This is a genomic window from Pseudomonas sp. NFACC51, from assembly GCF_900103575.1.
GTDB lineage: Bacteria > Pseudomonadota > Gammaproteobacteria > Pseudomonadales > Pseudomonadaceae > Aquipseudomonas > Aquipseudomonas fluorescens_Q.
Genome location: NZ_FMXH01000001.1, coordinates 638,984 through 653,441, shown reverse-complemented (window position 1 = coordinate 653,441; position 14,458 = coordinate 638,984). Strand labels below are relative to the sequence as shown.

At 62.1% G+C, this 14,458-nt stretch carries 3 protein-coding genes; all 3 read right to left on the bottom strand.

The window, feature by feature from the left end; translation table 11 throughout:
• Positions 1-4: 4 nt before the first annotated feature.
• The 3 genes from BLT00_RS02775 to BLT00_RS02765 are packed head-to-tail and all read right to left on the bottom strand — an operon-like array spanning position 5 to position 14,450.
• Positions 5-1,648, bottom strand: coding sequence for a cyclic peptide export ABC transporter (locus BLT00_RS02775; protein ID WP_092142017.1), 1,644 nt, complete (start codon positions 1,646-1,648; stop codon positions 5-7).
• Positions 1,645-5,430: a non-ribosomal peptide synthetase gene (locus BLT00_RS02770; RefSeq protein ID WP_256572646.1), complete on the bottom strand. Its 3,786-nt coding sequence runs from the start codon at positions 5,428-5,430 to the stop codon at positions 1,645-1,647. Before BLT00_RS02770 ends, BLT00_RS02775 begins: the two co-directional genes overlap by 4 nt.
• Positions 5,430-14,450, bottom strand: coding sequence for a non-ribosomal peptide synthetase (locus tag BLT00_RS02765; RefSeq protein ID WP_158265793.1), 9,021 nt, complete (start codon positions 14,448-14,450; stop codon positions 5,430-5,432). Before BLT00_RS02765 ends, BLT00_RS02770 begins: the two co-directional genes overlap by 1 nt.
• Positions 14,451-14,458 lie beyond the last annotated feature (8 nt).

Here is a 14,458-nt window from a genome sequence, read left to right as displayed (position 1 = left end):
CAACCTATTTCGCCAGTTGAAAAGGGTTCTCTGTCGCTCGGTCGTAGTCCACGAGATGGCCGTAGTCGAGACGATAGACCCGGTCGGCAACATCGAAATAGCGGTCGTCATGGGTGATTGCAATCACCGTCTTGCCGGCCGCCTTCAGCTCGGGCAGCAGTTCGTTGTAGAACACGTGGCGGAACACCGGGTCCTGATCCGCCGCCCATTCGTCCAGCAGGAACACCTCCCTGCCCTCCATCATCAGCAGTAACAGTGCCAGGCGCTTGCGCTGGCCCTGGGACAGGGCCGTGGTCGACAGGCGCCCGGCAGCGAACTCGACTTTATGGGCCAACCCAAGGCGGTCCAAGTAATGATCCACCCGGGCCTCAAGCCCCTCATGATTGCCGGCTTCGCCCAGCACATCGGCGAACAGATAGAAGTCGGCAAAAATGGCGGCGAAATGCTCCCGGTGCCACTCGCTGGTGCGGGTATCGAGCACCACGCCGTTCAGCGAAACCTGCCCAGAGGTGGGAACGTAGAGCCCCGTCAGGAGCTTGGCCAGGGTCGACTTGCCACTGCCATTGCCACCGACAATGAAAATCAACTCGCCGCGACGAATCGACAGGTCGATCGGCCCCAACTCAAACGCAAATTCGTCACTTTGCCCGGGATAGCGGTAATGCACGTTTGACAGGCGCAACTCACCGAAGGGTTGCGCCGCTTGTGCAGGGGTCTTGAACTGCACCGTCTCACCCAACGCCAGGGCATCGATGGCCTGCAAGGCAACATGGCCGCGAATGACCGCAGGAATGGCATCCAGGATCATCGAGATCGGCGTGCGCAGAAACATGATTGCCAGCACGTAACCCACCACAACCTGCTGACTGAGCAACCCCAGCCCCTGGCCGAGAAAGAACAGCGTACCGATCAGTACGAACACCAGCAGTGTCGTCCAGTTCAGGTTCACCGCCCACAAGGTGTCGGCACGTACCGACGCCTCCAGCGAGGCCCGCGCGATGGGTTCGAGCTTGTGTTCGTAGAGCAGGTGCCGGCGTTCCCGGCTCAGGCCCAACTCGCAACGCCCCTGGATGGCGGCCTCGAACTGCTCGGTCAACTGGTCATCCTGCTGCCGCACGGCCTGCATCAGGGTCTTGACCTTGCGCCCCAGCAGCACGTCAAGACCGACCCCAAGGGCAATCACCCCCAGGGTCAGGAAAAAGAACGGCATGCTCAACCAGGCCATGTAGGCGAGCCCCGCCAACAACAGCAAGCCGTTGTACAAGGAAATCGGCAGTTGCTTGAACGCCGTGGCGACGGTGGTCACGTCCTTGGTCAGCGCGTTGTAGATACGCGGGCTGCCCAGCCGCTCGATGCGTTCGAGTGCTGTGCCCAACACCTTTCCCACCAGCCGCAGGCGCAATTGGTAAACCAGGCGATGCCCGATCTGCACCAGCAGCCATTGCGACGTGACACCGCTGATGAACAATAGGATCAGCAGACCACCGAACAGCAACAAGCCCCGGCCGATATCATCGAGCCCATGCTCCAGGCTGCGGTTGATATACCCGATCAGGCCGATACTGGTTGCCGCGCTCAAGGCGCTGCTCAGAATCGCCAGCAGAATGCGCCATCGAGCGTCGTGCAGCAGTTCTTTCAATAACATCATGAGACAGACACCACCTTGGCAGAGGTTTGCAACAGTAAAGGCAACAGGCTTTCGACCAATCGAGGCTCTGCGAGCATCTCGTGATGCCCCACGTCCAGCGTCCACTGGCGAACAGCTTGGTGGGTATGCGCTTGCCACTGAGCACGCAAGTCGGCATGGGCATTGCCGCGCCAGAGCCACAGCGGCACATCAACGGTGGGCAAGGCTTGCTCATACAAGCGCATCTTGATCGAGCGATATTGCGCCAATAGCGTGAGCAAATCAGCATCGGCGGCTCCCCATTGCAGATGCGCACGCACCTGGGCATCGTTGAGCAAGCGGGCAACGCCCTCGGCATAGTCCAGACCTGCCAACAGGCCCGTCACACGTTCGCGCAGCGACTCACCGATTGGCTGGGCGTGAGTGCGGCAGTAGAAAGCAAAATCGGCAATCAACTGGCCGGCTTCGTCGCCCTCGCCGGCCAGGCTGCGCTGCGCATCGTGATCGAGCACCACAAGCCCTTCGACGCTAAAGCCGTGGGCTTGCAGATGGGGCACCAGCATCAATGCCAGCCGCGACGCCAGGCTCCAGCCCAGCAGCACCAGCGGGCGCTGTTTCAGCTGGACAGGGATGCTCGCCACATATTGCTGCAACAGCACGTCCATGTCGTCCTCATCCCAGCCCTTTTCCAGGGCGGCCAGACCAAAGACAGCGGCTTTACCGTTTAGATTCTCTACCAACGGCTGATACGCCTGCAGATGCCCTTGCGCGCCATGCACCAGCAACAGGGCCGGCGCATGTTCATGCGCGTCATTCAAGACGTGCCATGGGCCGCCGCTGTGATCGTTACCCAGGCCATGAACCAGGTCACGGACGGTATGCCGCTCGAACAGCAGATTGGTCGGCAATTCGAGAGACAGGCGCTCGCGAATCAGCGACACCACTTTGATCGCCGCCAGCGAGTGCCCACCGACGTTGAAGAAATTGTCGGTCACCCCCAGCTCGTCGACACCCAACACCTCGCACCAAATCGCCAGAATGGCCGTTTCGAGCTCGCCCACGGGCGCCACGCGAGTGTTCTGCAAACGCTGCCTGGCGCGTTCGAGCAGGTTTTTGCGATCAAGCTTGCCATTGCTGTTCAGTGGCAGCGTCTTGAGTGCAAGGATACCGCTGGGCAGCATGTAGTCCGGTAGCTGGCGAGCCAGGGCGGCGTACAGTTGCTCGGTCGTTTGCGACAGGGCGTCGTCCTTGACCACGAAAGCCAGCAAGCGCCCATGGTCGCCTTCGCCGTCCAGCAAGACCGCAGCCTGCAACACGCCCGGCTGGGCCAACAAAGCCTGTTCGACTTCCGCCAACTCCAGGCGAAACCCACGGATTTTCACCTGTTGATCATTGCGCCCCAGAATGCGTACGGCACCATCGGCTTGGCGCAAAGCAAGATCACCGGTGCGATACAGGCGGTGGCCACTGAGTGGATCGACACCAAAGGCACCGCCACCGACACCACCCACATAACCGCGCCCGACACTGGCGCCACTGATGCACAATTCCCCGGCCTGGCCTGACGGCACTGCGCGTTGCTGGTCGTCGAGCAGGTGGATGCGGTTATCACCCAATACCTGATTCAAGGCGCTATCACCCACGCCCTGGCTGACATCGATCGCACGCCATAGCACGCCAACCGTAGTCTCTGTCGGTCCGTAATGGTTGTAGAGGCGACAGGCCGGTTTCGCTTGGGCCAAACGGCTCAGCAAATGCTCACTGAGCGGCTCTCCGCCCAGTACCAGGACCTGGCGTGGAAGAATGCCGTTGGGAGCGTGCTCGCCCATCAGCGCTTCAAGGTGTGAAGGAACGATTTTGAGCACGTCCAACGGGTAGCGCTGAAGCTCTTCGGCGAACGCCCGGGCATCGGTCACGGTGGACTGCTCCAGCACATGCACACAACCGCCCTGCAACCAGGCCGGAAACAACACAGTATTTCCCAGATCCGCGAGCAGTGAAGACACCAGGCCATAATGCCCGGCCTCGGGTAACTGGAGCGCGCGGGTCACTTGCGTGACGTAATGGCGCAATTGGCCTTGCTCGATTTGCACACCTTTGGGCTTGCCGCTGGTGCCTGAGGTATAGAGCACGTAGGCCAGGTCTTGCGCCGAACCCTGCACCGGCGAATCGAACACCGGCCCCGTGCATGCCTGTGACCAGCACAGGGTGTCGACCGAGGTATCGGGCAGCAGCCCCTCTACGTACAGCAACAAGGTCGGTCGGGCATCCTCGATAATGTCGGCCAGCCGCAGCGGTGGTTGTTGGGGATCCAGTGGTAGGTACGCAGCACCGATCTTGAAGCAGGCTAGCATCGCGATCAACATCTGCGCCCCACGGGGCAAATACAGGCCGACCACGTGTTCATGGCCAACACCGGCCTGACGCAGGCTGCCGGCAACACGATCGCTCAAGGCATCGAGTTCGGCGTAAGAGAACATTTGCCCCGCATAGCGCAGCGCCGGTCGATCCGGTTGTGTCCGAGCGTGCTCGCGCACGGTGGCGACGATATCGAGATCCGGCGCCAGGGCGGGACGCGTCGGCAACGCCAGCAACTCCTCGGGCAAGTGCGGATCGACACCGTTGATGAGGCCATTGGGCGACTGCAGCAATTGCTCGAGCCAATGGGCGAAGCGCTTGAGCAAGACCTGCATCTGCTCTTCACGGTACAGACCACGGTCATAGGCCAGTGTCAGTTCCCCACTGTCCTGGGCATCGAGCGTCAGTTGCAATTGCAGTTCGACCGGGGTGTCGAAGGACAGGACTTGCAGCCCCTCCAGCAGCGGTGCATGCACGACACGCAGCCCGGTCTGAAAGCTGGCACGCCACTCGGGCAATAGCTGAGCCTGACCGACATATTCCTGCCAAGCCACCGCGTTTTCCAGTTGCCGAGCCAATGGCCGGGCCAGGTTGATCCAGGTGCTGTGTTCGGACACCCGCACCACCATCGGCAGCGTCTGCTCGAACAGCCCATAGGCTCCCGAGAGTTCTTCATAGTCATCGCGAGGATCGTGCTGCAGACCCAACTGGCCGTGCTGCTGGCCATTGAGCCTGCCCAGCAATGAGCCCCAGGCGGCCAGGGCCAGCGCTTCGACAGCCACGCCTTCGCGCACGGCCAGCGCCGTCAACGCCGCTGGCAATGTCTGCGCAAGCCTTAGCCGAACAACGGCATGGTTGCCGCTGGCGATGCCATAGCGCTCGATCAGGCGCATGCCCGGTACGTCCTGCAAGGCCAGGTTGCGCCAGAACTGCGTGCCTTGCTCGGCATCCTCGTCCAACTGCAGGCCATTGATCCACTCGACGTATTCGCCGTACTGCATGGGTTCAGTGTCAAACGACGCGGCACGTCCCAACAATTGCTCCTGCAACTGGATCAGGCTGCGTTGATCCAGCGAATAAACCGGGACCGCCAACAACAGATAATCGTCGAGTAGCCAGGCCAACACATCGGGTTGTTCGGCAAGGCAATGCGCCTTGGCCTCAAGCAGCCACTGTTGCTCATCATGCCCGTCACCTGAACGTCCCTCACGCCAGCTCAGGCGCAAGTCGAGGGGCTCGACCACACGCTGGCGCAGTCCCGTGGCGCCAACCGGGCGCTGGTAGCGCAAGCGCAACGCTTGATGCTGCTGCAAGCCGTCACGCAGTCGCTGTTGGACAGTGGCCTCGGGCACGCCCGACAGTTGCATCCGAACCCAGCGCCAGGCCTGCGGATTGGCCTGGGCCAGTTGTTTTTGTTGAGGTGAAAGCGTTAGTCCAAGGTCCATCATGGTTTCAACTCTGCGGGTGTCTCTTCGGTCTGCGCCGGCGCAGCCATGACCTGATCACGACCATAGATTTCACCCATGGCCACCACAATTTTACGCTCGCCTTCGAACGGATCCCGGGCGTGCGCAGCCAGCATGTTATCGAGCATGACCACATCGCCCTGCTGCCAGTCGAAGCGCACGGCACAACGGTCGTAGGCAGCGTTGATGGCCTCGATGGCACTTGGCTCAAGCTCGGAACCGTCACCGTAGAACACTTGTCTGGGCATCGCAGTTGTCCCGTCGCGCAGGAACTGCTCACGCACATCGGCATCGAGAAAGGCCGGGTGATAGAGCTGGATCTGATTGAAGAAGCTCTCCTCTCCCGTCAGCGGGTGCAGGATCACCGCAGGACAAACCTGACGGGTGTGCAGATCGTTGGCGCCGCGCCACTCAAAATCGATGTTGCTCTCACGGCAGATCCGCTCGACTTGCTCGCGCTCCTCGGTCTGGAAAAAGTGCTGCCAGCTGACGTCCAGGCTGGTGCTGAAATTGCGCACGTACATCAGTTGCTTGCGACGCAGGTTCGCTTGCAGCCAGGCCGGCAGTTCACGGTAAACCTGGCGGCTGTCGACAATCGGGGTCGCGCCACCGGAAGTGGCGGGCGTCTGGCAGTAGAACCATTGGCGACGCGGCCAGCGATGCTGATGAGCACTCTCGTTGTGGAACAGGATCATCCGATCCTTGGGATAGGGCGTGGACTTGTAGATGTTCTTGCCGCCCTCTTCCTTCGGCAGGTCACCGTACTGACCATATAACTGAGGGCACAAGGCTTGGCAAAAAGCCTCGAAAGCCGCCGGCGTCGGCAAATCAAAGCCACGCAAGAGAATGCCACCGTGCTCGCGCAGCCAGCTTTCGACCTTCTCACGGTTGGCCTCAGCCCAAATGGCCGGTGCCAGTTCGCGGTCACGCAGTTGAATCAACAGGGGGAACTTCGAACCTTCGCGCAACGGTCGGGCTTCAAAGGGCTCGCGGGTAACGGGCGATCCGCTCTGGCGCATCTTGCCCAATTTGCTCATTTTGCGTTGCAGCGGATTGTCCGTGGACATTGCAGCAGCTCCTTTTGGAGTCGGAATCAGGGTGTCGATTGGGTTGTCCGGTGCGCCGAGGGCCATGTCCAGCAGGGACTCGAAGGCATCACGCAAGCGTTCGACCGTGACCGGGCGGAACAGGCTGGTGCGATACACCCAGCGCAGGTTGAACACATCGCCGTCTTCGCTGGCGAACAGGGCCATGTCGAACTTGGAATGGTGCTGCTCGCCCGTCAGTGGTTCAACCTGCAGATTGCCGAGTTGGCGTTGCTGGCGCGGCGTGTTGTCGAGGACAAACAACGTCTGCAACAACGGGTGGACATTCGCCACCCGTGGCAGCTCCAGGCACTCGACGACACGCTCGAACGGGGTGTCCTGCCAGGCGAATGCTTGCAGACAAATCTCCCGGACCTGCTGCGCTTGCTCACGCAAACTCAGTTCCGGTTGCACGCGGATACGCAAGGCCAGCAGATTGACGAAAAAGCCGATCAGCGATTCAGTGGCCGGATGCTCGCGGTTGGCGACGTCCGTTCCGATCACCAGATCACGGCCTTGCGTTTCGCGCTGCAGCACGGCGGCATAGCACGTCAGCAGCACCATGAACGGCGACGTTGCGCTGTCCTGCGCGAAAGCCTTCAGCCGGCCAACCGTGGCCGCTGACAACTGGAAGTCCAGGGCCGCCCCGGTGCCGCTGTCGCGCTCCGGACGGGGAAAATCGAACGGCAGTGGCACCTGCGCGGGAATGCCGGCCAGGGTCTGTCGCCAGAACGCCAGGCCTTCACGCTGACGCAGCTGTACCGCCGCCGAACCTTGCCATACGGCATAGTCGACGTACTGGATCGCCAGTTCGCTCTGGGGCGGCAGCGCGCCCGTGCTGTACGCTTCATAACCCTGGATCAGTTCATCCACCAGCACAGCGCCGGACCAGCCATCGGAGGCGATGTGGTGCATGACCAACTGCAGCACATGTTCCTGCTCACCGAGGCGGTACAGGACGGCCCGCAGCGGTGCCTCGCTGGCGAGGTCGAACGGTCGCAGCGCAATGTCGCGGGCATCGACCGGCCACTGCGCGGCGTTCGAGGCGATCACTTGCAACGCTACCGACATCTGTCCGTGAATCCGCTGGTACAACTCGCCGTTACGCTGGTGATAGGTGGTACGCAAGATGGCATGACGGTCCACCAGCCGGTGCACTGAACGCTCCAGGGCATGACGGTCCAGTTGTCCGCGCAAGCGCACATTGCTGCTCATGTTGAAGCTGCTGTCGGCCAGGTCCAGCTGCTGCATCAACCAGACGCGTTGCTGCGCCGAGGACAAGGGTTGCTCAAGCTGCCGATCGACCTGAGGGATCTGCAACGAAGCCAGATCCAGGTGCTGCGCAAGACCCTCGATGCGCTGCGCAAGGTCCGTCAGTACCGGCGTTTCGAACAGCCAGCGCAAAGGCACTTCAAAGCCCTGTTCCCGCAAGCGCGCACGCACCTGGGCCGCCATCAGAGAATGCCCGCCCAGTTGGAAGAAATGACCGTCAGCAGGAATCTGTTGCAGGTTCAACACCGCTGCCCAGACTTCGGCCAGCAACGCCTCGCTGGCCGTCAGCGGGCGCTGGACGTCCCCCTCGCCGCGGTTTTCCAACTGCAAGCGTGGCAGCTGTTTACGATCCACCTTGCCATTGGTATTGAGGGGCAGTTGTTCCAGCGCCTGCAAATGCGTCGGCAGCATGTAGGCCGGCAAGCGCCCCTGTAAGTAGGTACGGATGGAGGCTGCGTCGGGTGGATTGTCGGGATTGGCGACCCAGAAGGCGGCCAGATGCTCGCCTTGCACGGCCACGACCGCCTGCAGCAGTTCGGGGTGGCTGAGCAGCACGGCCTCGATCTCTCCCAGTTCGATACGATAACCACGCAATTTGATCTGGTCATCGGTGCGACCGAGGTAATACAGCTGCCCATCCGGCTGCCAGCGCGCCAGGTCGCCGGTGCGGTACAAACGCCCACCGTCACGGCTGAACGGATCGGCAATGAAACGTTCGGCGGTCAACCCTGGCTGCCCGGCATAACCGCGGGCCAGACCATCACCGGCAATGTAAAGCTCGCCCACACAACCGGGAGGTACTTCGCACAAGTGCTCATCAAGGACGTGGCAGCGGGTATTGAGCAATGGCCGGCCAATGGGTGCGACGGGCAACTGCAAGGCACCGATCGGCGCCTGGGTGGACCACACCGTGGTTTCTGTCGGGCCGTAGACGTTGACGAGGTGAGCCACGCATTGCCTGATCTCGGTCGCCATTTCCGCCGCCAGCGCCTCACCACCGGCCAGGGCCACACGCCCGGCCAGCACCTGGCGATCGCCTTGCAGCAACATCGCCCAAGTGGCCGGTGTAGCCTGGATGAGATCCACGGCTTGGTCCTGAATCAATCGCGCAAGCAACATGGGGTCCTGTCGCTCTTCATCATCGGCCAATACCACGGTGCCGCCGCGCACCAGCGGCAGGCACAGCTCCAGGCCGCAAATATCGAAGGTCACCGTGGTCAAGGCCAGATAACGCTGCACGTTTTCCAGTGGCAGCGCGTCTTCCATGGCCAGCAGGAAGTTGGCGAAATTCCCTCGACTGATCTGCACGCCCTTGGGTTGCCCGGTCGATCCGGAGGTGTAGAGCGTGTAGGCCAACTGTTCAAGCGTCGTCGCCAATGCCGGGGCTTGTGCAGGGAACCGAGCCAATGGCAGGTCCGCCCACAGGCAACTGCGCAGGTGTTCGGGCAGGTCCGCGAACAGCTTGTCGCAGAGCAGCAATTGCGGTCGAGCGCGGGTGAGAATCTGCGCCTGGCGTGCCGGTGGATGAGCTGGGTCGAGCGGCAGGTAGCAAGCACCTGCCTTCTGGATCCCCAACAGGCACACCAGCAGTCTTTCGTCCCGAGGCAGGCAGAAGGCAATCGTCGACTCCTGCCCTATACCCTGCGCCAGCAGCCAATGGGCCAGGCGATTGGCCTGGGCATCCAGCGCCGCGTAGCTCAAGCGGCGATCAGCGCAGCACACCGCGATACGCTCAGGATGAACGGCGGCCTGTACTTCAAAGCGCGTGACAAAATCGGCCTCGCTGTGCAGATGCATGGACTTGCCCGCCACGGCCAAAGTTGCGACTGAACCCAGGGGAATTTCCAGCAAGCGCTGCTGAAGATCGAGGCTGACCAGGCTGGCGAGCAATCCCTGGTAATCCTCCATCAGCCGTTGGGTGGTACCGGGGCGCAACAGAGCAGTCGCGTATTCGACAATCAACCCGGTACGCGCATCAGTCCCGCGGCCTTGGGTGAACAGATTGAACGTCAGGTCGAACTTGGCACTCACCACGCCGTCCGGCAACGCCAGCGTTTCCACGCTGATGCCCGGCAAGTTGAGGCGGCGCGAATCCCGATGGTCGGCCTGGTAGTTGAACATCGCCTGGAACACCGGCGTGCGATCCAGGCTGCGCTCGACATCCAGCATGTCCAGCAGTTGCTCGAACGGCAGCGCCTGATGGGACAAATCATCGGCCAACTGCCCGTTCAGGGTCTGGATAAAGGCTTGCAGGCTTTGCCGGGGATCAATCTGCACCCGGTGCGCCAGTGTGTTGACGAACAAACCGACCAATGCCTGGCTCTCGGCCGATTCGCGCCCTGCCACTGGCAAGCCAATGGCGAAATCATTGCGTCCACCATGACGCCAGAGCAGGAGCTGGTAGGCGGCGAAATACAGCACAAAGGGCGTGACACCCAGTGCCCTGGCCCGGGCCTCGACCGCCGCGCTCAACGAAACGGGCAAGGCCAGCTCACTGCGGGCGCCGGCGTATGCCTGCAGCGCCGGTCGCGTGCAGTGGTCGGGAAGCTCCAGCGGTTCGTTGCTCAGACCTTGCAAGCGTTGTTGCCAGTAGGCCAGCAACTGGCTGCCCTGCTCCCCTTCCAGGCCTCGCCGTTGTGCTTCGATCAATGGCAACAATCCGGTAGTCGCAGGCGTGGCCCGGTCCTGGTAGACCTGCGCAAAGTCCTCGACCAACAAGCCCATGGACCAGCCGTCCACGGCAATGTGGTGGACATTGAACAGCAAGCGATAGTCACCCGGCGCCACACAAAATACATCGATTGCCAGCAACGGCCCCTGCGCAAGGTCAAAAACCCGCTTGGCGGCCCCGGCAATGGCCACTGCCTGTTGTGATTCATCCAGGTCCTGGAGGTCATGCACATTGAAGATTGCAGCAGCCGTCTCATCCAGGCGCTGCCAGACTTGCCCTTGCTCTTCGAAAAACCTGCAGCGCAATGCATCATGGCGCGAGACAAGGACCTGGCAAGCGCGCTGCAATCGCGGCACGTCCAGATCGCCGCGCAAGGCCAACAATTGCGTAACGTTGTAAGCCGTTGCAGCCGGATCGAGTTGTTGCATGAACCACACCCGTTGCTGGGCATGGGACAGTGCACGTGACGGCGCCAAGGCTTCGGTTGCCGGCTGCGGTGCAACCGCCGGCGACGCTGAGGAGGTCAGAACCCCAGCCAGTTGCCGGGCGCTGGGGTTCTCCAGCAATTGCCGGGGCATCAGGCGCAGTTCAGCCTGACGCAGACGCGCGATCAATTGCAGGCTGAGGATCGAATCCCCCCCTTCGGCAAAGAAGTCGGCGTCCGGTCCCAGGCCAGGCTGCTCAAGCAACTCGCGAAAAGCCGTGAGGACGGTCAGCAACACGGGGTTCAACCGGCCATCGATGCACAGGGCCATGGTCGCCAAGGTGGAATGCTGCAGGACATCGCGTGGTTGCAACTTGAGTCCTTCGCGCGAGGCCAGGCCGATCAATTGCAGACTGAGAATAGAATCGCCACCGAGGGCGAAAAAATCATCGTCGCGTCCGACGTGCGCACAATCGAGAATCTGACACCACAGCTGCGCCAGGCGCTGTTCCGTGACGCCGATCGGTGGCCGGTCGGATGCATCGGCCGACTCGGTCTCGGCCGGCTCAGGCAATGCCCGCCGATCCAGCTTGCCATTGGCCGTCAGAGGCAACGTATCCAGCACCCACCAATGACTGGGCACCATGTGTTCCGGCAATTGACGCTTGGCCTCGGCTTGCAGAGCCGCCAACGCTTCGGTTGCCAGGGCGGGGCTGAGATACGCCACCAGTTGCGTGCGCCCTTTCACCTCGCAGGCCAGCACCGCCCCTTCGCGAACCTGGGGCTGAGCAGTGAGCCAGGCGCTGACTTCGCCCGGTTCCACGCGAAAACCGCGGATCTTGACCTGATCGTCCTGACGCCCCAGGAACACCAGTTGCCCATTGCGATCCAGGCGAACCCGGTCGCCGCTGCGATAAAAGCGTTGCCCCTGGGCAGTGGAACCAAATACTTGGGCGGTCAACTCAGGTTGACCGAGGTAGCCCTGGGCGACCTGAGGGCCTGCGATCAGCAGCTCGCCGGCGACACCCAGCGGCACCGATACGTCATTGCCGTCTACGATGCGCAAATGGCAATCCGATAACGGCTGCCCCAAGGGCAGATACAGACCCGAGTCAGGGGCGTCGAGAGTCTGGATTTCCCCGCAGATCACGCCGACCGTGGTCTCCGAAGGACCGTAATGGTTGAAGATGCGCAGTTGCGGTGCCAATTCACGCACCCGTGCAAACAAGGCCTGATCGAAACCCTCACCGCCCAGGATCAACACATCCCTGGGCAAGACGCGTCGGGCATCGTCCAGCGCCAACAGCCCGCGTAAATGCGACGGCGCGATTTTCAGGCAATCCACGGGCTGCTCGTCGAGAAAGTCAGCCCAGCCTGGCGGATCGAAGGTCAACGACGCTGGCGGCAGAATCAGCGGATCGCCGGCATTCAGCCCGGCGAACACGCAGGTCAGCCCCAGGTCCGCGGCCACGGTCGCCAACGTCGCCCAGCGGCTACCCGGCTTGGCTTGCACGCGTTGACCGATCGCGCTCGCGTAATGTCCCACGTTGCCATGAGTGACCAGGACACCTTTGGGCTGACCGGTCGAACCCGAGGTATAAATGAGGTAGGCAGGCAGGTGCGGCTGACTGAGGCTCTCGCCCAGCCCCTCGGTGGCCACCGCGGACAAATCGGCGGTACTGAGTACCAGGCGCGCCATGTCGACGTCCGTTTCAGGGGCCTCGGCCAGTGTCACCCACAGCCTCGCGCCACTGTCCTGCAGCAACTGCGCAAGTCGCTGTGGCGGCTGTGCCGGGTCAAGAAACAGACACACCGCACCGCGTTGCCAGCAGGCCAGCATCGCCAACAGTTGTTCCGCGCAACGGGGCATGCACAGTGCAACCACCTGGCCCGGGCCTATGCCCTGCCCGGCCAGTCGCGCGGCCAGCGCGCCGGTTGCGGCACCGAGCGTGGCATAGTCGACGGTTTGCCCAGCGCTGCACAACGCTGCCGCGTTCGGCGTGTGCGTTGCCCAGTGAAGTACTTGCTGATCCAGCGGCAAGGGTATGGCGCCCAACGCGGGGCCACTCAGCTCACTCGGTGGCGAAACCAGCTGCAGTTCGGCCAGACGTCGCTGGGGATGGCTTGATGCCTCTTGGAAAATCGCCAGCAAGTCATCCAGCATCTGCTCAACCGTGGCCGCGTCGAACAATTCGTCGCTGTATTCCAACTCGCAGCGCAGGCGCGCGTCAGCGGTACGTACCAGGCGCAGCGTGAGGTCGAAACGTGCATGACGCTGCGGCGGGTCGAGCACTTCAACCGCGACACCGGGCAATGTCAGGGTGCGGCTTTCGGGTAAATCGACCTGGACGAACATTACCTGGAACAGCGGGTTCGAACGTGGACGGTCAAGGCTTTCGAGGACATTTTCGAAAGGCAGCAACTGATGATCGAAGGCGGCCGCGACGGTGTCGCGGGTGCGCAGCAGCGCGGTGGCGAAGTCCGGGTTGCCATGCAGGCGCTGACGGATCACCAGGGTATTGAGCAACGGGCCTATCAAGGGCATCAACTCTGGGCGATCACGTTGTGCCGCCGAGGTGCCCAGGCACAGGTCGTTCTCGCTACTGTAGCGCGACAGCAAGCAACTGAAGGCCGTCAGGCCGTAAATGTACAGCGTCACCCCATGACTACGAATGGCGGCTTCTACCGCCGTCGTCAGCTGCGGCGAAAGCTCCCGGGCAAGCACCGCGCCGCTATGGCGGCGTTGCGCGGGCGCAGGGCGTGGCCGATCCAGGGGCAATGCCAAGGCCGCCGGCGCATCTGCCAGTTGGCCGCGCCAGAAGTCGATATGCTGCCGGCAGCTTTCGCTGTCCAGCCACTCGCGTTCCCAAGCCGCGTAATCGGCATACTGGATACTCAATTCGGGTTGGCGGGCCGGCTCATTCATTGCCAGCGCCCGGTAAGCCTCGGCCAGTTCAAGGGTCAGTTGCTGAGCCGACCAGGCATCGTAGGCCACATGGTGAATGGTGAAAAACAACCAGGTCGATTGCTCTTGCGCGTCGCTGAAGGCTTGCCAGCGCCAAGGCGCCGATTGAGCGAGATCGAAGGGCTCGGCGAGCTGGCGAGCATATTCATCGGCGCACCACTGCTCGTATTCAGAAGCCGCCAGGGTCAACGGTTCGACGGATGGCAGCGGCACTTGTTGCGACTCACAATGGGGCTGCATCTGGCCTTGGGAGTCGGTGGTGTAACGGGTGCGCAGGATCTGATGACGGTCAGTCAACTGCTGCATGGCCTGCTGCAAACGCTCGCCATCGAGGCGGCCGTCGAAACGCAGTACCGAGCACAGATTGTAAAGGGCACGACCGCTCAGGGCTTCCGCCGACAGAAAGCGCCGCTGCGCCTGCGCCAACGGCATATGCTCACCTTCGCCAAGCACGGCGGGAACGATTGGCAGGCGCCAGCTATCGATGCCCTTCTCGGCCAGGCGCTGGCGAAAGACTTTTTTCTTGTCCGCGGGCAAGGAAGCCAGCCGCTGCGCAATCTCCAGGAAAGCTTGTTGCGTCATCGCACTCA

Coding starts and splice junctions, on each gene's coding strand:
- BLT00_RS02775 (WP_092142017.1), bottom strand. CDS start 1,648: ATGATGTTATTGAAAGAACTGCTGCACGACGCTCGATGGCGCATTCTG.
- BLT00_RS02770 (WP_256572646.1), bottom strand. CDS start 5,430: ATGGACCTTGGACTAACGCTTTCACCTCAACAAAAACAACTGGCCCAG.
- BLT00_RS02765 (WP_158265793.1), bottom strand. CDS start 14,450: ATGACGCAACAAGCTTTCCTGGAGATTGCGCAGCGGCTGGCTTCCTTG.